This is a genomic window from Shouchella sp. JSM 1781072 (genome assembly GCF_041949915.1).
Lineage (GTDB): Bacteria > Bacillota > Bacilli > Bacillales > Bacillaceae_D > Shouchella.
This window is the reverse complement of record NZ_JBHFQE010000001.1, coordinates 1,438,093-1,457,837: the sequence shown is the minus strand read 5'-3', so window position 1 is coordinate 1,457,837 and position 19,745 is coordinate 1,438,093. Positions and strand designations below refer to the sequence as shown.

The following is a 19,745-nucleotide window of genomic DNA, read 5'->3' as shown; positions in this document are numbered from 1 at the left end:
GGAAGAATGAGTGAGAGTCGACTAAGAATGTTGCGAATTCAAAAAGGCTTTAGCCTAGAGGAAGTTTCAAAGCAAGTAGGTATATCTGCAGGCTATTTATCACAAATTGAATCAGGAAAACGACAAGTGAACGCGATGATTTCAAATAAAATTGCTCAATTTTTCAATGTTTCACTAGACGATTTATTTGAAGCGACTCGTTACAAAACGATATGGGATTACTAATCACGCAAAAAAACTCCCCCTAATATCATGGTAGAGGGAGCTAAATTGAACCTTATTTAGGAGAAATCATATTTGCAGGAACCACATATTCATTAAATTGTTCTTCTGTTAACAATCCACTATTAATTGCCGCTACCTTTAATGTTGTATTTTCAGCGTGAGCTTTTTTCGCAATTTTCGCTGCGTTTTCATAGCCGATATGTGGATTTAATGCTGTGACGAGCATAAGTGATTCGTTTAAAAGTTGATCCATTTTCCCTTTATCCGCTTCCAAGCCAATAAGACACTTATCATGAAAATTATTTAAACCGTCCGATAGTAGACGCATTGATTGTAAAACATTATAAATAATAACGGGTTTGAACACGTTTAGCTGAAAATGACCTTGACTTGAAGCAAACCCTACCGTTGCGTCATTTCCAAGTACTTGTGCAGCAACCATTGTTAACGCCTCGCTTTGAGTAGGGTTAACTTTTCCTGGCATAATCGAGCTACCTGGTTCATTTGCTGGGATAATGACTTCGCCGATACCACAACGTGGACCACTAGCCAATAAACGAATGTCGTTTGCAATTTTAAAAGCGTCTGCTGCAAGAGCTTTTAAAGCGCCGTGGAAATAGACGAGCTCGTCATGACTTGTTAAACCATGAAAATGGTTTTCAGATGCTTTAAAGGTTAACCCGATTTGTTGGCTTAGTTGAGCGGATACTTCTTCGCTAAAACCGATCGGGGCATTTAAGCCAGTGCCAACCGCTGTGCCGCCAATTGTTAATGCGCGTACATGGTCAAGAGACTGTTCGATCATTGTGGAACACGTAGTAAGCATATGCTTCCATCCACTAATTTCTTGACCAAACGTTAACGGGGTAGCGTCTTGTAAATGGGTACGTCCGATTTTAACAACGTCTGCAAATTCTTGTTCTTTTGCAGCCAACGTTTCTTTAAATTGTTTGACAGCAGGAATTAGTTCATTTTCTGCAAAAATAACTGTTGCTACATGCATGGCTGTCGGAAATGTATCATTTGAGCTTTGAGAGTGGTTCACATCATCATTTGGATGAACCGTTACGCTTGTCTCACCTTTTTCAGTTAAGTATTCATTCGCTAAATAAGCAATTACTTCATTCATATTCATATTTGATTGCGTGCCACTTCCGGTTTGCCATACGACGAGCGGGAAATGGTCTTCTAAGCCACCAGCAATAATTTGATCTGCTGCGTATGTAATTGCCTCGACTTTTTGAGCGTCTAGACCTTTTAATTTACCATTAACAATCGCAGCGGCTTTCTTTAATTCTGCAAAAGCTCGGACGACTTCAAATGGAATTTTCTCAGTACCAATTTTAAAGTTTTCTAAACTACGCTGCGTTTGTGCGCCCCAGTACTTATCAACAGGAACTTGAATTTCTCCGATTGTATCTCTTTCTGTACGCGTTTTCATTTTTTATCATCCCTTTATCCCTAATTTCATGACGCATATCTATCATACCAAAAAACAACATGAAACTTAACGAAAACACAAAAAAAAGAATTGAATTTGTCGAATGAGCAAACCGATCATCGGTCTTATTGAAACCATACAAAAAAAGTCGTCAACGTATAATTTACGCTGACGAGTATGATTTTACGCAAACAACTTTTTATAGATGCCATATCCTTCATCTTCCAGTTCTTCTTTTGGAACGAAGCGCAGCGCTGCTGAATTAATACAGTAGCGTAGACCATTTGGACCTGGCCCATCCGGAAATACATGTCCAAGGTGCGCGTTCGCCTCTTTGCTACGCACTTCGGTTCGAACCATAAAATGGCTCCGATCTTCTTTTTCAAGAATTTCTTGATCTTCAATTGGTTTAGTAAAACTTGGCCAACCGCAGCCAGCATCGTACTTATCATTTGAAGAGAACAACGGCTTCCCAGAAACAATGTCCACATAAATGCCATCTTCTTCATGATCATAATAGTCGTTTTTAAAAGGTGGCTCTGTCCCATTTTCTTGCGTAACATGGTATTGCATGGGTGTTAAGGTTTTCTTTAATTCTTCAGGTGATTTTTTCGTCATGATTGATCTCCTTTCCAATGTGTTTCAATAAAATCTTGTCTTCCAGATCCTTTACGGTAAAGTTGATAATGGAAGGCGTTTTTTTGATAATAATCTTGATGGTATTCTTCTGCACGGTAAAAAGGTTTTGCAGGAAGAATAAGTGTAGCAATTGGTTTAGAAAATTTCCCGCTAGATTGAAGATCAGCTTTTGCTTTTTCAGCTACTGCTTTTTGTTCCTCATTATGATAAAAGATCGCCGTTCGATACGAATCGCCTCGATCATGAAATTGTCCACCAGGGTCGGTCGGGTCAATTTGTTGCCAAAACAAAGATAAAATGGTTTCGTATGAAATGACTGTAGGGTCAAACGTAATTTGAACCGCCTCAAAATGACCAGTGGTTTCACTACATACTTCTTTGTACGTGGGGTTTTCGGTATGGCCGCCTGTATAGCCAGAAATGACCGATTCAACGCCGTCAAATTGATCAAACGGCTTGACCATGCACCAAAAACAGCCGCCAGCAAATGTTGCTTTTTCTACCTGATTCATCTTTCTCACCCCAATTCAATTGTATAGATCTAGTATAACATACCCCTTCATGTCTCATGTTATATCTGCTTATATGAAAACGTTTCGAAATTTTACGAAAAGGGAATGCATATCGATATTACTTCGCTGCACGTTCTATCTTGCGACGGGTACTGGTATATATGTAAACAGAATAGAGGAGAGGAGAGCTGGCTTATAAAGTCAGTATTTAAAAAAGAATGAAAACGAAAAAAATAGGAAATCGTGTGCTTATGATTAGTGCTGCATTTATGATTGCGTTTGTTTTATGGGGCGTCATTTCACCGACATCTCTTGGCGCAGTGGCAGACGATGCACTTCAATGGGTTACGGAGTATTTTGGTTGGTTCTACATGCTTGTGTTAAGCGTTTTTATTGTATTTGCACTTATTGTAATGGTGAGCCCGTTTGGACGAATGCGCTTAGGAAAAGAAGATGATGAACCGCAATACAAATTCATTACGTGGGTTGGGATGCTTTTTGCTGCGGGTATTGGCGTTGGGTTTGTGTTTTTCGGTGTAGCCGAACCCGTGTTGAATTACTTAGATCCACCACCGAACGAAGCGGTTCAAAGTCCAGAAGCTGCCGCTGCTGTAGGGCTCCGTTATGCGGTCTATCATTGGGGGCTGCATTGCTGGATTGCATCATTAATTGTCGGTCTTATTATGTCGTATGTTATGTACCGTAAAAACAAACCCGCGCTCATTAGTTCTGCTTTTTATCCATTGTTGCGAAACAAAACCGACGGAGTGATCGGAAAATCAATTGATATTTTTGCTATTCTCGCTACCTGTGCAGGTGTTGCGACGACATTTGGCTTAAGTGCTTTACAAATTTCCGGCGGGCTATCTTACATAACCCCCATTCCAAATACAGTTTGGACACAAATTACACTTATTATTATTGTGACTATCTGTTTTATCTTTTCAGCATTATCCGGAATTGATAAAGGAATTAAGCGATTAACGAACATTAATATCGCGCTTGCAGGAATTTTGCTTATTTTCGTTATTTCATTTGGTCCAACGATTTTTATTTTTGAAAGTATGGTTACGACTCTCGGTTCCTATGTAGGAAACGTTGTTCAAATGTCATTAACCCTTGAGCCCTATGCAGGATCAAACTGGATTGCAGGCAACACAATTTTCTTTTGGGGCTGGCATATGTCTTGGGCACCGTTTATTGGGTTATTTGTTGCGCGTATTTCAAAAGGACGATCGATTCGCGAATTTATTGCAGGTGTGCTGTTTGTTCCAGCAGCATTAGCGTTAATTTGGTTTTCGTCATTTGGGGGCTCGTCGCTCTATTATGAAGTCAGCCAAGGGATATCAACCATTACAAGCGTTTCACAAACGAATGAAGAACTGGCTATGTTTGTTTTGCTTGAACAGCTCCCGTTAAGTTTGCTAACAAGTATTGTTGCATTGCTGTTAATCTTTATCTTTTTTATCACGTCCGCCGATTCTGCAACCTTTATTCTTGGCTCGATGACATCAAATGGCATGCAAAATCCACCAACTAAACTAAAACTGTTATGGGGGATTCTCATCGGGGCTGTGGCAGCTGTGCTCTTATTAAGTGGGGGCGATGATGGTCTAAGTGCGTTACAAACAGCTGCTATCACAGGTGGGTTACCAATTGCGTTCATTTTAATTGGCATGGTTGTCTGTTTAACGATCTTGCTTACGCGAGATTATCGATACTACAGAAGACAGGTATTGGCGACCCGCTCGGCTTCGTTGAAAGATGAGATTCGAGAAGATTTTTATGAAGAGTGGAAAGATGAAGTGTCAGAAGAAATAAAAGATGATTTTAAAGATCAAGCCTATCAGGAATTAAAGGAAGAACTCCGTGAAGACGTATACAAGGAATTAAAAGAGGATTTAAAGAAAGATGTAAAAAAACAGCTAAAAAAAGAGAACCGTAAAGATCGATAGCGAAAGAGGGCGGCATTATGTCGACCCTTTTCTTATACTGTCAAAATCTTTTTATTGATGAATTCTGTAGCTTTAGGAGGATTTTTAAAAGAAAAAACGAATCAATTGTTGGAAAATGTCAGTTTTATCTATAAAGGGGGGGTGTCTCGGTGTTTTTTGCGACATCGAGCATGTGCATATGAAAGCGATGGTTACTGAGTTACTGAATCAGTCTAATGTTCCACAATGTGTGATTTATGATGACGAAATTATCATAAGAAACGGCGCTTTTAATAAATTGACAGGACTTGAAAAGAAGCCAAATCAAAAAATTCCGTTGGCGACCATATTAAGCTATCAATCCATGGAAAAGTGGGTTATTGATGATAACGGTATGAATGTTGAACTAAACATTGAGCATGCTGTGCTGGATCAAGACTATATGCTCTATACATTTGCTGTGAGAAAGAAGAAAGAAGATATTCGCTTAAAGCTTGTGTCAAATGATCAATCAAAAAAATTACGCTGGTTAACCGACGAAACGGGTAAAATTATTGAAGCGAGCGAAGTCGGAAAAGCGTTTTTAACGATTCAAGATTCCATTTGGACGTTTGTACCAAGAGAATTATGTAACCCTAATAATAAAAAACAGATTGTTACATTTTTATATCAACAAATTGAATATGAGGTACAAGTGGTTACCTATAGTGGCTACATGTTATTTGATGTTGTTCGCGCGGAACAGCGTGTGGAGCAATTAATTACAAGAAATGAGTTAATCAATATATTAGATTTGTCGAATGAATGTTATATTGTTCATGATTCCATGACCATTCATTATGCAAACAAAGCGACGAATCGTTATTTAAGTGTGAATCATAGCCTTATAGGAAAACCAGTACGTGATCATATTCAGGAACGAGAATTAAAGCTCGTTAAGGAAGCCATGCGAACGCAACAAGAAGAAATTATGTATCGTCCTATAAAACTTATTAACGGGGATGGCAGTTTACTGTACACAATGTGTGCTATTCTTCCTGTTCATATCGATGGAAAGAGGTTATTTGTTTCCGTTTTAAAGCAACCTCATCAAACGTCTAAACGAAGAGAAGAGGCGATGAAAGTTGCGTCTCGTTTATCAGCTAGCATGGCACATGAATTAAGAAATCCATTAACAACAATCAAAGGCTTTATGCAGCTTTATGCGGAGACAAACGCCATTCCTGAAAGTCAAGTAAGCACTATTAATGGTGAATTAACGCAAATGGAAAAAATCATAGATGATTATGTATTTCTTGCTAAGCAAAAAGGGATGGCTGAAAACAAAACAACAATTGAAATGAACAGTTATGTAAAAGCTTTGGTTAGAAAAAAAGAAATGAAAGAGCTTGTGAAAGATAACCCTTTGCTACTCTCTGTTTCAGATACGTATTATGTTCGAGGTTATGAACAAGAATTAGATATTTTATTTCTCAATTTAATTGAAAATGCAGTAGATGCGAGTCATTCATCTACGTCGATCGAAATAAGGGTAACGTCTGATTACAATCAACTTTGTGTGCAATTTATCGATAAAGGAACAGGAATCCCGCCTAATCGTCTATATTTATTAGGTCAACCTTTCTTCTCTTCGAAAGAGAAGGGGACGGGATTAGGTTTAATGATTTGTCATAAGATCGTGGAATTACATGGTGGAAGAATGGAAATTAAAACGAAAGCTGGAGCAGGAACGATCGTCCAAGTTTATTTGCCATTAAAAGCGATATCAGAAAATCGTGACGGAAAACGTGTTAAAAAAGGATTTCAGCAAGTTTTAGGACAAAGTGAAACCCGAATGCTAACAAACATAAACCTGCGATGATATTCAAAATAGGTAAGAGAGAGCGGCTCAAAAATTGACCGAAAAAAGAAGCTAAAAACGATAAGCTAATATTCCAAACGAGAATACCGAGAAAAAGAAAAATGGCATAGATAAGAAAGGAGCTAGACTGTTCATTCGTGAGCTCGGCTAAAGTTGAGCCGAAAATGCCAAACCAAAACATTAAATTAATCGGATTAAATAACGCGATGGATAAACCTGTCCAAAAGGAAGAAAAGACTGAAGTAGAGAGACTGCTTGAGCGAGTAAGAGCAGTCTTTCGTTTGTTAATGGACTCGAAGCCAAGATAAATAAGTAGAGTCGATCCAAACAGATAAAGACTAATTTGCACGGGAGTCATAAAAATAAATTGCGTTAAACCAAAATAAATGATGACCATAAAGCATACATCCGCTAGAATGGCGCCAATGCCGACAAAAAGAGCGGGAAAAAAACCGTTTGAAATGCCTTTTTTTACAATGGCTAAACAAATAGGACCAACTGGAACAGCTAAAGATAAACCAAGAATAAATGCTGCAAGGATATCAGGCATAAAAAACCTCCTATTTCTTAGACATGCCTTACTATTTAGTAAATGATCAGTAAAGGGGATTTAGACGTGCTTTATTTGTAATTTCGTGACTAGATTCGCACCAAGCTTCATATGATGGGAATGAATGTAAAGGGGGATGAGAAATGAATAAATCTCGGTTATTAACAACTGCAGAAATGCTTTCAACGGAAGTACCAAATTGGGTCAATCAAAGTTATCAAGAATATAGTAAAGTTGTTACGAATCCAACATTTCCGTGTTTTTTTGGTCAGAAAGGAGAACGGAAAGGGGAACTACGCTACTCTTATTTATCGCATGCAGACTGGTCCTCATTGCCACATACATTACAAACGTTTCAATCATTAATGGCGCAACGTCCACTCATTAGGCGAGGGCTTTTTGTATTTGTGGAGCCTGAAGACCAGGAGCAAACGCTTGATTATTACCGTCGTTATTTTTGGGATTTGCTTCAATACTTAAATGACAAAGACGAAAGTATTTGGCCGGAACATACGCCTAGTAACCCCGAGCATTATTTATGGTCGTTTTGTTTTAATGGGCAGTCGATGTTTGCCTTTGCAAATACACCTGCATATAAACAGCGAATTACACGAGATTTAGGGCAAAGTATGGTTATAGGGTTTCAACCTCGGGAGATTTTTCAAGGCTTAGAAGGGACTGAGCCGAAAGGTCATAATTCTCGTGAAGCGGTTAGGAAACGGGTAGAGGCATGGGATCAAATACCAAAACATCCGGATATTAGTCATTATGGCGATGTCGAACATAGAGAATGGAAACAATTTTTTATTGGCGATGATTGTGAGCCGATCACAGGAAAATGCCCATTTAAAGCGAAAAATGATTCTAAATAGATTTTTAGTCGATTGACGTGCTAAACTAAGCATATTACTTAAAGAAAAAGGGATATCATGAGATTTAGAATTGGCTATCGAACATTAAAAACCGCAATTGGTGTATTTATTTCACTTTCAATTGCGCAATTGCTTGAATTGAATTTTGCTTCATCAGCAGCCATTATTACAATACTGTGTATATCTGTGACACGAAAAAATTCCCTTCTTGTTTCGTGGGCGCGGTTTGTTGCTTGTATGATTGGTCTTGTCATGAGTTCAATTCTATTCGAGATCATTGGCTATAATCCATTTGCGGCCGCACTCTTTATCTTGTTATTTATCCCAGTTGTTTTGCTTGTGAAAGCAAGTGATGGTATTGTAACAAGCTCTGTCATTGTCATGCATTTGTACGTTGTAGAAGAAGTGTCTGTTGGCTTTTATTGGAACGAGCTTCAGCTTATTTTAATAGGGATTGGTACAGCACTATTAATGAATCTTTACATGCCGTCTAAAGATAAAGAAATGCGAGAACAACGGAAAAAAGTTGAAGCATTGTTAAAAACAACGTTAAATCAGCTATCTACATATATTCGTGCTGGAGAAAGTAGTTGGGACGGGAAAGAGTTGTCGCAATTAGATCGGGTGTTAAAGGAAAGTAAGAAGACGGCATTTGTTGCCATGCAAAACCATCTATTAGCAGAAGAAAACCATTATTATCATTATTTTACTATGAGGGAAAAGCAGCTAGAAATCATTGAGCGGCTTATGCCACACTTGACCCGTATTAATGGTTCGGTTCCGCAGCAAGAGAAAGTAGCAAATTTTTTAGATGAATTATCACGTGCGGTAAGCCCAACGAATTCTGTTGCTTATTTTTTGCTTCAATTAGAAGAGATGCGAACGGAATTTAGAAATATGCCGCTGCCGAAAACAAGAGAAGAGTTCGAGAGTCGCTCGTCTCTTTTGCTAATTGTGTTTGAATTTGAACAGTACTTGAAGACAAAAGACGAGTTGTGGGCTCGAAAATCGGATAAAAAAAGACCATTGCGTAAATCCTAAACGTATTCGATACGAGGAGTGTACAAACGTGAAGTGGTCTTTTTTTCTGTCTATCTGCGTGTTTCTTTCCGCACTATTTCCTAATCAATTTCTCATTGAGCAAGCAGATATTATTGTAAATATTAAAACGAATGAATTAGCACTCATTGAAGCCAATCATATTAGTGAAGTCTTTCCAATTGCAAGCGGGAAAAAAGGGGAAGAAACGCCTGAAGGTGAGTTTCAAGTTCTTGTAAAAGCAAAGCAGCCTTATTACCGAAAAAAAGATATCCCTGGTGGAGATGAACGAAATCCGTTAGGAAGTAGGTGGATTGGGTTTGATGCCAATGGGACAAGTGGACGTACCTATGGTGTACACGGGACGAACCAACCTCATTCAATTGGCTATCATGCATCGTTAGGGTGTATTCGCATGGAAAATTCAGCTGTGGAATATGTATTTGATCGCGTAGAAATTGGGAGTAAAGTGATTGTTGTTAATGATCAGCGGAGTTTTAACGCATTAGGAAAAGCTTACGGGTTGTTGAAGTGAGCCGAGGATTAAAGCAAATTTCACGAGCGCATAAGTCTCGTGAAATTCGCACGTTTGTATGCCAAATTAAAACATGCCTAAACCAGCGGCTGCACCAAATACGCCCCCGAGTACAAGAGTTCCAATCATAATATATACAATTAAACGTTGGAATTTTCGTGGCATTGTCATCCCTCCACCTAAGCTTTACTAATGCTAGTTTACCTGATTGCTACAAAAGCAACAAGAGGAGTTTTTTATGCTAGAACTAAAAATAGACCATATTGCATATGCCCTCCAATCTGAGACAGAGGTTGATCGGTTAGCTACGTTATTTTCTGCAACAAAACCAACACAAGAAACAGTCGACGATCAGCAAGTTATCGTTTATCATCTTTTCATGCCTCTTTTTTCGATTGAACTTTTAGTGCCTATGAAAGATAACCACGGATTACAGCGGTTTCTTTTAAAGCGTCCATCTCCGTGCTTCCACCACTTGGCGTTAAGTTGTCAAGATTTAAGCTACGGACAAGCCTTTTTTGAAAGCATCGGATATGATTTTTTATATCCGAATAGTAGACAAGGAAGTAATAAAAAAAGAATTAATTTTCTCAAACCGAGTTCTACAAATGGTGTTTTAATTGAATTATGTGAGCAAGAAACATGAAAAAAGTTGTAGCATTCGTTATGATAAAAGAGATTATTGAATAATGGAGTGGGTAAATCGTGGCAGAACGTATTGTTAATGAGTTTATTGAGCTAGTAAAAGTTAGCTCTGAGACGAAACATGAGGCAGAGATTGCGAAAGTGTTAAAAGAAAAATTCACGAACTTAGGATTGACAGTTGAAGAAGATCAGGCGCAAGAGATTACTGGACACGGTGCGAATAATTTGATTTGTACATTACCAGGAACAAGTGAGAAAGAAGTGAAAACCATTTACTTCACCTCTCATATGGATACAATCGTTCCGGGTAAAAACATCGAACCGATTCTTGAAGAGGGCTACATAAGAACAGATGGAACAACAATTTTAGGTGCGGATGATAAAGCTGGTATTGCGGTGATGCTTGAAGCCATTGTCGTGTTAAAAGAACAGCAAATCGAGCACGGGCCCATTCAATTTATTATTACGGTTGGAGAAGAGTCTGGTTTAGTCGGAGCAAAAGCACTTGATCAAAGCCTTATTCATGCTTCTTACGGCTATGCCCTTGATAGTGACGGAGAAGTCGGAGGCATGATTACAGCTGCGCCTTCTCAAGCGAAGATTACGACAAAAGTTTTCGGCAAAACCGCACATGCTGGTGTAGAACCGGAGAAAGGCATATCAGCGATTTCTGTTGCTTCAAAGGCAGTGGCACAAATGCCTCTTGGAAGGATCGATAACGAGACAACTGCGAATATCGGTCGCTTTGAAGGAGGCACACAAACAAATATCGTTTGTGACTATGTTGAAATTACAGCGGAAGCACGTTCTTTAGAAAAAAATAAGTTAGATACTCAAGTTGAGGCAATGAAAAAAGCGTTCGAAAAAGCTGCAGAGGATATGGGTACGTCGTGCGAAGTCAATGTAAGCTACTCGTATCCAGGCTATAAAGAAGAAGCGAGTGCTGAAGTGGTTCGGATTGCAAGTGAAGCCATTACTTCGTTAGGGATAAAGCCGACTATGAGAGCCAGTGGTGGGGGAAGTGACGGCAACGTGATTTCTGGATTTGGGATTCCGACCATTAACTTATCTGTTGGCTATGAACACATTCATACAACGAATGAACGAATTGCCGTTCATGCTCTTACAAAGGTTGCAGACGTTGTCGTTGCGATCATAAAAGAAGCAGCTAAAGCATAAAAAATAAGCCGTTCACATGTGAACGGCTTTTATCGTATACTGGGCATCATCCGCATACTCCATGCTTTCTAATATTTCTTCCTCCGTTAGACCAATCGCATAAGATAGCTGTTGAATTGATGGAGAAACGTGATCATTTTGTCGAAATTCTAACAAATAGTCATTGATTTTACTCATATTTTCCTCATAATGGAGTTTAGAAGCTAAACGAATGTGAGAAAACATTTTACACCTCCAGTGATGGAGGAAATGCGAATGAATATTCTATTATATCATATTGTTGTACGTATGTAAACGTTTGCTGACGGAAATGGGAGGAATGATCGTGTTAAAGCACGTAGATAAAAGTGCACTGCATTTTCAAGCACGTACCCAATCAATGAGAGGGGATCGTGCAGCGGCACAAAAGTCAAGCTTTCAAGAGCAGTTGAAGCAGCAAGCTCTCCAATCAATGATGGGAAAAGTTGAAGACTTACGGGTACAAGGGAATAAACTAGTTGAACATCGCTCATATGAAGCGTTATCGTTATTTCGCCACTCTCTGGAAGCATGTTTAACACATGTCTTAAAAGATAGTTATCAACTAACAAGAACAACAAGCAGTCAATTCGGTCAGTTTAAACAACACCAGCTCGTTCAGGTTGTGAATCAAGAAATGGATGAATTGGCAAAAGAAATAGTAGATTCACAAAAAACGAGTATCGACTTGCTGAAAAGGGTAGGGAAGTTGGAAGGGTTATTGCTGGAAATTTATATTTAAGCCTTGGAGGAAAAAATGGACGAGTATATTTTTACATATGAGACGAAATTACGTCATTCATTAGAAGAGACATGGTCGTTCTTTTCTGAACCAAAAAACTTAGAAAAAGTGAACAAGTTTCCGCCAGTTAAAGTGGACAAAAACGGGCATACCGTTCATGTTAAAATCCCGTATACAGGCAAAATCGGACAATTTACAACAGAAATTATGACGGAGGTTCCGCCACATTTCTTCATCGATAAAATGGTGAATCCGCCGTTTCCTTTTACTTATTGGGAGCATAAACATGAATTCGTTAAAGGAAAAGACGGAACCGTTATGATTGATCAAGTACGTTTTCGTGCGAAGGTTTCTGCAAGTTTGGCTGCGAAAATTTTGCAAACGATGTTTTCGAGCAGAGCGCAAATCTTGCACAAACGGATTAACATGTAGATTAGTGTTGGTGTAAATATTTACTAATTAATTTTAAAATTGAACGGCGTGTTAAAATGCCCGTGAAGGCTTTTTGATCATCTACCACACATAAAAAAGGGTGGTTAATGGAAAGCGATAACGCCTTAGAAAATGTAGCTTCAGGACGGATGCAAGGCACGTCTTTGTTCATACATTCGCCGACTGTCAATGTTGAAAGACGATCAATTTCAAAATCATGTTCGCCTAACAATGAATCTAAAATGAGTGACTTGCTGATCATACCTTGCAAGTGAAAGGATGAATTTAGTACCGGGATCGCTGTATACCCAGACTTAATTAAAACAAGTAAGGCATGTTGAAGCGGGTTATTCATTTGAACATGCGCAACCTTGTCGGCAGAAATGATTAATGGAGAGATTTCATTATCAGTTAACAATCGATTTCGTAATGTTTGCATACATGTATCACTTCTTTATGTTAGATTTTCATGTGCTCTCTATTATCGTAAACGCTCTTACGATGTCCGTCAAGATTCGTGTCGGTGAATGCAGGGAGAACCGTTTGGTAACAATAGTAAGAAAAAGGAGAGCGTTACGCTATGCACTCTAAGCAAACGGTTAAATATATTTGTGAGCAATATTCCTCAGGTCGAGAATATTTTTTCAAAAAGGAATACATTACCCATGATAAATGGAGCAATCTTCAATCTGTTGCCTGGTCAGCACCGCGGCCAATAGGAAAAGATACTTTTTTAAAACGAGAAAAAGAAGGGTTCCTTTGTGAATATGTAAAAAAAGCTTCTGCGGAAGTGCTTTTGTTTCAAAAAAGATCTTGAGGTCCGTAAACCTATATAAAAGAGAAGCACAAGCGCAACGCTAATGAAACAAAGTTGCACTTGTGCTTTTCGTAAAAAGTAAGCTGTCTTATATTGTCATCCTGTTACTCAATTGCAGATAACGTATCATTGACATCTATCTCTCCGTAACCATAATACACATTATAATCACCATCACCAAGTTGGTTGGCATTTCCCAAAATTAGATTTCCGATATCTTCATTTGATAAAGACGGGTTAATCGAATGAATAAGCGCCGCTAAACCCGCTACATGAGGTGCTGCCATGGACGTTCCTGACAACAGAATGTATTGATTTTCTAAATAAGTGCTTGGAATATGTTCTCCAGGTGCGGTAACATCGACGTACTCTCCATAATTGGAAAAAAAGGATCGGTTTTTATCTTGATTGACAGACGCAACGGTGACAACTTGGGGATAAGCAGCTGGATACATCTGTTCATCTGTGTTTTCATTACCAGACGCACTTATGAGCGTTACCCCTTGATTGTAAGCATGTTCAACAGCATCATATAACACATCAGAGTGATAATAATCCCCTAAACTCATGTTAATAACATCTGCACCATTTTCGACGGCCCAATAAATCCCTCTCGCTACGGAAAAAGACGACCCCTCGCCATTTGTATCAAGTACTTTTATTGGCATGATCTTGCTTTGCCAAGATACCCCAGCTATTCCTTCAACATTATTTGTTAAAGCTGCTGCAATTCCTGCAACATGTGTACCGTGACCATTGTCATCAATAAAATTAGATGAGTCATCGATCGCATTGTAGCCTTCAACGAGTTTATTTTGAAGGTCAGGATGCTCTGGGTCTACGCCAGAATCGATGATGGCAATGATCGTATCTTCGCCGTTTGCATAGTTCCATCCTTCTTCAAGGTCAATTTGTTCGAGATTCCACTGATAAGGCTTAAAAAATTCATCATTAGGCTCAACTTTTGCTTGGCTAATAAGGGCCTTGTTCACAAAAGAATAATTATGTTCAGCAAAGATGACATCGGGATCACGATGCAATGTTTGAATGTAGTCATCTTCATCACCCGTTGTTTTTAAAACAAGGTAAGGATCATTTTCTTTCAAGATTGTATGATGGTTTGTAGTAGCCCACTCTGTTGGTTGTACATTCGGGTCCAGTTTCACGATAACTTCTTGCGAAACAATCGGGTTCGACTGACTTTTTGTTTTCGAGTTCACATAGATACTCCAATTTAAGCCGGGCACTGTTATCGCTTGTTGTCCATCTGGTAACTGGGTTTCTTGATTAAAATCTACCGAAGCCTCGCCGCCTGACATAAATAACGTTCCTTCACTATCTGCGATCATGGCATGTTCCGATAGATAAGATTGAATAAACCCTAAATTGATTTCTCCAACCATCGTTTTGTTCTGATCCAACGTTTTTTTCACCATTACATAGGCATCGTTGTCTTCTTGATAGGGATGTGAGTATTGAAGAGCATTGTACGTTGTAGAAAACGTAGGCAAGCTTGATACATCCATTGTTTTGCCAGCACTTTCTAAAACCTGTCCTGCTTCATTTAGAACAGCAATACTTCGAATGTACGGATGGTTGTTGACTTCATCTTCTAGTTTATGATCAAGTTGGTCTTCAGTAGTCCAGTTTTCTAAACTTGCCGTAAAAGAGTGAAGCATTAAATTTGTTGAAAGAGCAATGTCTTCTGCTTGTAAATGATCAATCGCTTCATGAGCAACCGACGGGGGGTGCTGTTGTTGATTCATGGAGCGATGCATAGTTGGACTTGGCTTAATGATCACCATACTAATAATAAGTACACTAGCTAAGGCAATAGCCCATTTTTCTGAGCGACGTAACATAACGAATCTCCTTTGTTTTTTATAGTTGGTTTAAGTGTGTGTCGATTTGTGGATAAAGCCATTCTGAAGGGAAAACAAGCCTTACGTTTCCTCTTTTAAATTGTTCGCCTGCATTCACGATCGCCTTATACGTATCGTTTCCTTTCACGCCGACATGACCAATCGCAAGTGGGTATTCATGATCGCGTGCAGTCTTTACGAATGTATCTAATTGATTTCGAACATATGAATAAGAAGAAGTTGAATCATCAATAAACAATGTTCTTTTTAGGCATGGCACTTGATAACGTGCAGCAAGCTGAGGCATAAGTGACTTGGCTGTCGTACCGCTATCAATTAAATAAAGCTGATGTTCCTTCGCAAACTGTACAATAAGCGTAACAATGCGCTCGTCTTCCATTCCTTTAGAGCCCATATGATTATTTAACCCTTTAGCATGAGGGACGTTTTCAATGGCGGTATTTAAGCGACGTTTAATTTCCTCATCACTCAAGTCAGATGTAATGGCATTTGGACCTAACCATGATTTTTTACCAGTCTTAGGTTCAAGTGGTAAGTGAATGATGACTTCTAAACCGTTTTGATGTGCTTTTTCATCTTGTAAAGTAGCTTGTTCAAGAAAAGGCATAATGGCAACTGTTACAGGAATGTCACCTTGAAGAAAATGGTCAGCTCCTTTAACGTCACCGCCAAAATCATCAATGATAATGGCTGCTGACTGTTCCTGCGCAAATGCGGAAAAAGGAAGAGCGGTGCAACATAAAAGAAACGCTAGATAAAACCATAAAAGCTTTTTCAGCATAGAAAGATAAGCTCCTTTTTACTAACTAGTTTGTCGCAAAAGGTGTACATTTCATGTTAGGAAGTAATAGGAAAAACAATCAATCAAAAAAATCCCTTTAATATGCTCACTAGTTAAAGTGTCAACATATAAAAGGGATTAATATAAACTATTCTTTATCTTCTGTTTTTCTTGCAAACAAACGGTTATTTTCGAATGTTAAAAGCCGCATTTAATTGACCACGCAACATTTTTTCGCGTACTTCTTGTTTTCGGATCGCTTTTTGTTCCATTTTACGGATTTCGAACGTTTGCATACCATCTTCCATCTTATTGGCGATATCGACTAGTCGCTCAACATCTAAAAATGAGTATTTTCTTGTTCCGCCTTTTGAACGTTCTGGAAAAAGGAGCTTTCGTTCTTCATAGTAGCGAATTTTTCTCTCTGTTAAACCGGTTAGTTCGCTAACCATTCCAATGGTAATCACTTTTTTATCTTTATAAGACAACCCTCTCCACCTCACAATTGAGTTTACGCATGATTGTTGTGTAATAATATATCATAGCTTGGGAATGAGTGTGAATAAAATTGTTAGATTATCTAACATGAGTGATTTTTATATTTTAATTGCCGAACCTTTTCAGAATGTGTAGACTATTGGTAGAACACAATAGGAGGAAGAACGTTGAGAAAGCATAGATGGTTAATTGGGGTGGCGGTTAGTTTATTAATTGTCATTGTAGGTTTTGTCATTCAAGTAGAATACGGGGCTGAAGACTCCGAACGAGTAATTGTTGATTATACGCTAAATTTATATAGTGCTCCTGAATGTTTTGATGAAGCTGGTTTCACAAATAATATTAGCGAGATGACTTACGGAGATGTAGAAAGTGGGACTGAATTTCTACCAGAGTCCAGTTGTACGGCAATGGAATTTCAAACATCAAGAGGTCCTTTATGGTTTGCGTGGTTTATGTAAAGGGTTTAATGATGTGACTGAGCGGTAATAGGATTGTAAGGAGGTTTTGTACATGACAAAAAAAGATTGGAAAGCCATTCAAGACCGAGATTTAAAAGAGTCTCCTTATGACGAGCTGCCGTTAGATGAAATTAAAAAAGAGGAAAAAGAAGAGCGTAAGAAAAAGGAAACAAAACATAAATCCGATTCAGAAGATGTTCATAAACCATAGTTGATGTTAAAAGCGACTGTTTACTTCTATTTACAGAAGAAAAACGGACGCTTTTTTTTGTAGAAAGGTGCTAGAGCGGTGGCTTATAAAAAAGGATTATGATATTATGAATAATTAAAATAGAGAAGTAAAAAATGGAGAGTGGGGAACGTAACGTGAAAGTAGCAAAGTTTGGTGGCTCCTCTGTTGCAAATGCTGAACAGATTCGCAAAGTAGCCGCAATTATTCAGGCAGATTCATCTAGAAAAATTGTCGTTGTATCCGCACCAGGGAAAAGAACAAAGGCAGATGTAAAAACAACGGATTTATTAATTGAATTGGCACAATATTGCATTGGAAATAATGAGCAAGCTAAAGAACAAACGTTAAACAAAGTAGTAAACCGTTATGCAGAAATGGTCTCGGATTTAGGCTTGCAAGAAGATATTAAAGAAGAAATTTATCATGACTTAAAATTACGTATGAATGCATATTATGCAAACGAACATCAGCTGATGGACGCTTTAAAAGCGAGTGGGGAAGATAATAATGCAAAGTTAATCGCAGCATACTTTCAATCAATTGGCATGAATGCGACTTACATAAATCCTAAAGATGCTGGTCTACTTGTGAGCGATGAACCGGGTAATGCTCAAGTATTGCCGGTAGCTTATGAACGGTTAAATGAATTGCGACAACAAGAAGGCGTCATTGTGTTTCCTGGTTTCTTCGGGTTTTCAGAAACAGGAACGCTCGTAACATTCCCTCGCGGTGGTTCGGATATTACAGGTGCGATCTTAGCAGCTGCAGTACAAGCGGATCTTTATGAGAATTTTACAGACGTTGATTCTGTTTACGCAGCCAATCCAACAATTGTTGAAGATCCTTTTGAAATAAAAAAAATGACGTATCGCGAAATGCGAGAACTTTCTTATGCAGGCTTTAGTGTCTTTCATGATGAAGCACTGATTCCAGCATTTCGAAACGGTATTCCAGTTTGTGTGAAAAATACAAACAACCCCAAAAGTGAAGGAACGCTCATTGTGGCTGAACGCGAACCTTTTGATGATCCTGTTATTGGAATTGCTGCTGATGAAGGATTTGCGACGATTTATGTACGCAAATATTTGATGAACAGAGAAGTAGGCTTTGGTCGCAGACTGCTTGAAATATTAGAAGATCAATCGATCTCCTATGAACACATTCCATCAGGTATTGATGATACAAGTGTGATCATTCGCGAAAGTCAGTTAACAGATGGTGTGGAAGAACAAATTTCAGCGCGTATCAAAACAGAGCTGGCTGTTGATGACGTCCACATCGAAAGAGGATTTGCGATGGTGATGTTAGTTGGAGAAGGGATGCACAACTCCATCGGTGTCATTGCACGAGCCTCGGCTGCGTTATCACGAAAAGGAGTTAACATTGAAATGATTAACCAAGGCTCTTCTGAAACGAGCTTGGTGTTTGGGATTCACCAAAAAGATGCGGATGTTGCGGTGCAAGAACTGTACCACGAATTTTTTGGCAGTCGCGTGCCTGTCTAATCGTTAAAAGAAAAAACTTTATGAATGAGGGGTGCTCATTCATAAAGTTTTTTTTGCTAGCTTTTGCTAAATCGATTTAAGAATGGTTTTGTTTTTTTAACTCAGCTTGGATTGATTCAAGCTGCTGTTCAATGCGTTTTAACTCACTGACTGATACAGATACCTGTTTATTTGCCGGGTCCTCTTCCTCTTCAGAGTCATTTGCTTTTTCAACATTATTGACAATTACACCAATAAATAAGTTGAAAATAATAAAGGTTCCTATTAGTACAAAGGAAACAAAGTAAATCCAGATCCACTGGTTGTATGCCATTAACGGGCGCATAATGCCGCTTGACCACGAATCTAACGTAACAATTTGAAATAAGGTTAAGATCGTCCGTTGTAAATTCCCGAAATACTCAGGTGCAATATCACTGAAAAGCATCGTTCCAATCACAGCAAATATGTATAAAAAGATCCCCATTAAAAACAAAATATTGCCAAGGGATGGGATGGTCATGACTAAAGCATCGACTAACCGTCTTAGAGATGGAATAACTGAAATCGCTCTTAAGACACGCAGCACGCGCAACACACGTAAAACCGTAACGAAATGTCCGCCAGTGAATAAATGCCCAGCTAAAATAATGAGTGTATCGAACCAGTTCCAGCCGCTCTTAAAAAAGGAACGTACTGAGGTTGAAAAAAACCGCATCACAATCTCAATTGTAAAAATCCATAGCAAAATGCGATCGGCGTAATGAAAAAAAGTTTGATGATCTTGATAAATGTGGTCGTATGTTTCCACTCCGACTAAAATGGCGTTAATAACGATTAAACTAATAACCGTTATTTGCAATGCCTTATGGTTAACAATTTGATAAAGCTTATTTTTCAAACCTGCCTTCTCCCCTCAATTCTCTTCCGTCATCATAGCAAGAAAAAAGTTGAAGGGGAAGAATA

The 19,745-nt window shown here is 38.6% G+C and carries 24 protein-coding genes; 13 read left to right on the top strand and 11 right to left on the bottom strand.

The features are described from left to right. Positions 1–6 precede the first annotated feature (6 nt). Complete coding sequence (locus ACE1TH_RS07705; protein ID WP_099300469.1) at positions 7–225, top strand: helix-turn-helix domain-containing protein; 219 nt, start codon at positions 7–9, stop codon at positions 223–225. 52 nt (positions 226–277) lie between these two features. On the opposite strand, the gene fumC is transcribed toward ACE1TH_RS07705, so the two are convergent. From fumC to msrA, 3 genes are all read right to left on the bottom strand, one after another. Next, positions 278–1,666 carry a class II fumarate hydratase gene (gene fumC / locus ACE1TH_RS07700; protein ID WP_099300470.1) on the bottom strand — a complete coding sequence of 463 codons (1,389 nt, stop codon included), beginning with the start codon at positions 1,664–1,666 and terminating at the stop codon, positions 278–280. Positions 1,667–1,849: 183 nt separating this feature from the next. Then, on the bottom strand, positions 1,850–2,284 hold the full coding sequence (gene msrB, locus ACE1TH_RS07695; protein WP_099300471.1) for a peptide-methionine (R)-S-oxide reductase MsrB: 435 nt from the start codon (positions 2,282–2,284) through the stop codon (positions 1,850–1,852). Beyond that, positions 2,281–2,817 carry a peptide-methionine (S)-S-oxide reductase MsrA gene (gene msrA, locus ACE1TH_RS07690; RefSeq protein ID WP_255225095.1) on the bottom strand — a complete coding sequence of 179 codons (537 nt, stop codon included), beginning with the start codon at positions 2,815–2,817 and terminating at the stop codon, positions 2,281–2,283. The genes msrB and msrA overlap by 4 nt, the downstream gene beginning before the upstream one ends. A 218-nt stretch (positions 2,818–3,035) precedes the next feature. Between msrA and ACE1TH_RS07685 the strand changes: the two genes are divergently transcribed. Together ACE1TH_RS07685 and ACE1TH_RS07680 are read left to right on the top strand one after the other, a co-directional pair. Further along, on the top strand, positions 3,036–4,772 hold the full coding sequence (locus ACE1TH_RS07685) for a BCCT family transporter (RefSeq protein ID WP_099300473.1): 1,737 nt from the start codon (positions 3,036–3,038) through the stop codon (positions 4,770–4,772). Positions 4,773–4,950: 178 nt separating this feature from the next. Further along, the gene (locus ACE1TH_RS07680; RefSeq protein WP_255225096.1) at positions 4,951–6,612 is read left to right on the top strand and encodes a PAS domain-containing sensor histidine kinase; all 1,662 of its coding nucleotides are present in this window, start codon (positions 4,951–4,953) and stop codon (positions 6,610–6,612) included. Here the strand turns inward: ACE1TH_RS07680 and ACE1TH_RS07675 are convergent. Beyond that, positions 6,542–7,162, bottom strand: coding sequence for a LysE family translocator (locus ACE1TH_RS07675; RefSeq protein ID WP_099300475.1), 621 nt, complete (start codon positions 7,160–7,162; stop codon positions 6,542–6,544). The genes ACE1TH_RS07680 and ACE1TH_RS07675 overlap by 71 nt on opposite strands. A 143-nt stretch (positions 7,163–7,305) precedes the next feature. Between ACE1TH_RS07675 and ACE1TH_RS07670 the strand changes: the two genes are divergently transcribed. Genes ACE1TH_RS07670 through ACE1TH_RS07660 form a run of 3 tightly spaced genes read left to right on the top strand, consistent with a single transcriptional unit; the run spans position 7,306 to position 9,607 of the window. After that, positions 7,306–8,034: a YqcI/YcgG family protein gene (locus ACE1TH_RS07670; protein WP_099300476.1), complete on the top strand. Its 729-nt coding sequence runs from the start codon at positions 7,306–7,308 to the stop codon at positions 8,032–8,034. A gap of 57 nt (positions 8,035–8,091) precedes the next feature. Further along, positions 8,092–9,075: an aromatic acid exporter family protein gene (locus tag ACE1TH_RS07665; RefSeq protein ID WP_099300477.1), complete on the top strand. Its 984-nt coding sequence runs from the start codon at positions 8,092–8,094 to the stop codon at positions 9,073–9,075. A 28-nt stretch (positions 9,076–9,103) separates the two neighbouring features. Next, on the top strand, positions 9,104–9,607 hold the full coding sequence (locus ACE1TH_RS07660) for a L,D-transpeptidase (RefSeq protein ID WP_099300478.1): 504 nt from the start codon (positions 9,104–9,106) through the stop codon (positions 9,605–9,607). A 66-nt stretch (positions 9,608–9,673) separates the two neighbouring features. On the opposite strand, the gene prli42 is transcribed toward ACE1TH_RS07660, so the two are convergent. Continuing rightward, complete coding sequence (gene prli42, locus ACE1TH_RS07655) at positions 9,674–9,772, bottom strand: stressosome-associated protein Prli42 (RefSeq protein WP_176554198.1); 99 nt, start codon at positions 9,770–9,772, stop codon at positions 9,674–9,676. 73 nt (positions 9,773–9,845) lie between these two features. Here prli42 and ACE1TH_RS07650 point away from each other — a divergent pair, with 73 nt between their 5' ends. Further along, positions 9,846–10,253: a VOC family protein gene (locus ACE1TH_RS07650; protein ID WP_375078679.1), complete on the top strand. Its 408-nt coding sequence runs from the start codon at positions 9,846–9,848 to the stop codon at positions 10,251–10,253. Between the two features lie 56 nt (positions 10,254–10,309). Next, the gene (locus ACE1TH_RS07645; RefSeq protein ID WP_375078801.1) at positions 10,310–11,431 is read left to right on the top strand and encodes a M20/M25/M40 family metallo-hydrolase; all 1,122 of its coding nucleotides are present in this window, start codon (positions 10,310–10,312) and stop codon (positions 11,429–11,431) included. A 12-nt stretch (positions 11,432–11,443) separates the two neighbouring features. On the opposite strand, the gene ACE1TH_RS07640 is transcribed toward ACE1TH_RS07645, so the two are convergent. Beyond that, positions 11,444–11,608 (bottom strand): hypothetical protein, encoded by a 165-nt coding sequence (locus ACE1TH_RS07640; protein ID WP_176554199.1) that lies wholly within the window; start codon positions 11,606–11,608, stop codon positions 11,444–11,446. A 148-nt stretch (positions 11,609–11,756) separates the two neighbouring features. Between ACE1TH_RS07640 and ACE1TH_RS07635 the strand changes: the two genes are divergently transcribed. Together ACE1TH_RS07635 and ACE1TH_RS07630 are read left to right on the top strand one after the other, a co-directional pair. Continuing rightward, positions 11,757–12,191, top strand: a complete 435-nt coding sequence (locus ACE1TH_RS07635; RefSeq protein ID WP_375078678.1) for a YaaR family protein — start codon at positions 11,757–11,759, stop codon at positions 12,189–12,191. A 15-nt stretch (positions 12,192–12,206) separates the two neighbouring features. Further along, positions 12,207–12,623 (top strand): hypothetical protein, encoded by a 417-nt coding sequence (locus ACE1TH_RS07630; protein ID WP_375078677.1) that lies wholly within the window; start codon positions 12,207–12,209, stop codon positions 12,621–12,623. A 1-nt stretch (position 12,624) separates the two neighbouring features. Here ACE1TH_RS07630 and cbpB read toward each other — a convergent pair whose 3' ends face one another. From cbpB to ACE1TH_RS07610, 4 genes are all read right to left on the bottom strand, one after another. Further along, positions 12,625–13,062 carry a cyclic-di-AMP-binding protein CbpB gene (gene cbpB / locus ACE1TH_RS07625; RefSeq protein ID WP_099300484.1) on the bottom strand — a complete coding sequence of 146 codons (438 nt, stop codon included), beginning with the start codon at positions 13,060–13,062 and terminating at the stop codon, positions 12,625–12,627. A gap of 482 nt (positions 13,063–13,544) precedes the next feature. Then, positions 13,545–15,302, bottom strand: a complete 1,758-nt coding sequence (locus ACE1TH_RS07620) for a S8 family peptidase (RefSeq protein WP_375078676.1) — start codon at positions 15,300–15,302, stop codon at positions 13,545–13,547. A gap of 19 nt (positions 15,303–15,321) precedes the next feature. After that, positions 15,322–16,104 carry a divergent polysaccharide deacetylase family protein gene (locus tag ACE1TH_RS07615; RefSeq protein ID WP_375078675.1) on the bottom strand — a complete coding sequence of 261 codons (783 nt, stop codon included), beginning with the start codon at positions 16,102–16,104 and terminating at the stop codon, positions 15,322–15,324. Positions 16,105–16,289: 185 nt separating this feature from the next. Then, a complete protein-coding gene (locus tag ACE1TH_RS07610; RefSeq protein WP_099300488.1) occupies positions 16,290–16,592 on the bottom strand; it encodes a MerR family transcriptional regulator in 303 nt (100 codons plus the stop codon). 177 nt (positions 16,593–16,769) lie between these two features. On the opposite strand from ACE1TH_RS07610, the gene ACE1TH_RS07605 reads away from it, so the two are divergent. The 3 genes from ACE1TH_RS07605 to ACE1TH_RS07595 all read left to right on the top strand — a co-directional run bounded on the left by ACE1TH_RS07605 (position 16,770) and on the right by ACE1TH_RS07595 (position 18,800). Then, on the top strand, positions 16,770–17,063 hold the full coding sequence (locus tag ACE1TH_RS07605) for a hypothetical protein (protein ID WP_099300489.1): 294 nt from the start codon (positions 16,770–16,772) through the stop codon (positions 17,061–17,063). Between the two features lie 52 nt (positions 17,064–17,115). Beyond that, a complete protein-coding gene (locus ACE1TH_RS07600) occupies positions 17,116–17,274 on the top strand; it encodes a hypothetical protein (protein ID WP_176554201.1) in 159 nt (52 codons plus the stop codon). 155 nt (positions 17,275–17,429) lie between these two features. Beyond that, positions 17,430–18,800 carry an aspartate kinase gene (locus ACE1TH_RS07595; protein ID WP_375078674.1) on the top strand — a complete coding sequence of 457 codons (1,371 nt, stop codon included), beginning with the start codon at positions 17,430–17,432 and terminating at the stop codon, positions 18,798–18,800. A 76-nt stretch (positions 18,801–18,876) separates the two neighbouring features. On the opposite strand, the gene ACE1TH_RS07590 is transcribed toward ACE1TH_RS07595, so the two are convergent. Continuing rightward, positions 18,877–19,680 carry an ion transporter gene (locus tag ACE1TH_RS07590; protein ID WP_375078673.1) on the bottom strand — a complete coding sequence of 268 codons (804 nt, stop codon included), beginning with the start codon at positions 19,678–19,680 and terminating at the stop codon, positions 18,877–18,879. Between the last annotated feature and the right edge of the window lie 65 nt (positions 19,681–19,745).

What these genes read in the sequence shown, in the direction of transcription:
- ACE1TH_RS07640 (WP_176554199.1), bottom strand. Translation starts at nt 11,608, where the DNA reads ATGAGTAAAATCAATGACTATTTGTTAGAATTTCGACAAAATGATCAC.
- prli42 (WP_176554198.1), bottom strand. Translation starts at nt 9,772, where the DNA reads ATGCCACGAAAATTCCAACGTTTAATTGTATATATTATGATTGGAACT.
- msrB (WP_099300471.1), bottom strand. Translation starts at nt 2,284, where the DNA reads ATGACGAAAAAATCACCTGAAGAATTAAAGAAAACCTTAACACCCATG.
- ACE1TH_RS07665 (WP_099300477.1), top strand. Translation starts at nt 8,092, where the DNA reads ATGAGATTTAGAATTGGCTATCGAACATTAAAAACCGCAATTGGTGTA.
- msrA (WP_255225095.1), bottom strand. Translation starts at nt 2,817, where the DNA reads ATGAATCAGGTAGAAAAAGCAACATTTGCTGGCGGCTGTTTTTGGTGC.
- ACE1TH_RS07620 (WP_375078676.1), bottom strand. Translation starts at nt 15,302, where the DNA reads ATGTTACGTCGCTCAGAAAAATGGGCTATTGCCTTAGCTAGTGTACTT.
- ACE1TH_RS07705 (WP_099300469.1), top strand. Translation starts at nt 7, where the DNA reads ATGAGTGAGAGTCGACTAAGAATGTTGCGAATTCAAAAAGGCTTTAGC.
- ACE1TH_RS07615 (WP_375078675.1), bottom strand. Translation starts at nt 16,104, where the DNA reads ATGCTGAAAAAGCTTTTATGGTTTTATCTAGCGTTTCTTTTATGTTGC.
- ACE1TH_RS07675 (WP_099300475.1), bottom strand. Translation starts at nt 7,162, where the DNA reads ATGCCTGATATCCTTGCAGCATTTATTCTTGGTTTATCTTTAGCTGTT.
- ACE1TH_RS07600 (WP_176554201.1), top strand. Translation starts at nt 17,116, where the DNA reads ATGACAAAAAAAGATTGGAAAGCCATTCAAGACCGAGATTTAAAAGAG.
- ACE1TH_RS07685 (WP_099300473.1), top strand. Translation starts at nt 3,036, where the DNA reads ATGAAAACGAAAAAAATAGGAAATCGTGTGCTTATGATTAGTGCTGCA.
- ACE1TH_RS07680 (WP_255225096.1), top strand. Translation starts at nt 4,951, where the DNA reads ATGAAAGCGATGGTTACTGAGTTACTGAATCAGTCTAATGTTCCACAA.
- ACE1TH_RS07670 (WP_099300476.1), top strand. Translation starts at nt 7,306, where the DNA reads ATGAATAAATCTCGGTTATTAACAACTGCAGAAATGCTTTCAACGGAA.
- ACE1TH_RS07630 (WP_375078677.1), top strand. Translation starts at nt 12,207, where the DNA reads ATGGACGAGTATATTTTTACATATGAGACGAAATTACGTCATTCATTA.
- ACE1TH_RS07650 (WP_375078679.1), top strand. Translation starts at nt 9,846, where the DNA reads ATGCTAGAACTAAAAATAGACCATATTGCATATGCCCTCCAATCTGAG.
- fumC (WP_099300470.1), bottom strand. Translation starts at nt 1,666, where the DNA reads ATGAAAACGCGTACAGAAAGAGATACAATCGGAGAAATTCAAGTTCCT.
- cbpB (WP_099300484.1), bottom strand. Translation starts at nt 13,062, where the DNA reads ATGCAAACATTACGAAATCGATTGTTAACTGATAATGAAATCTCTCCA.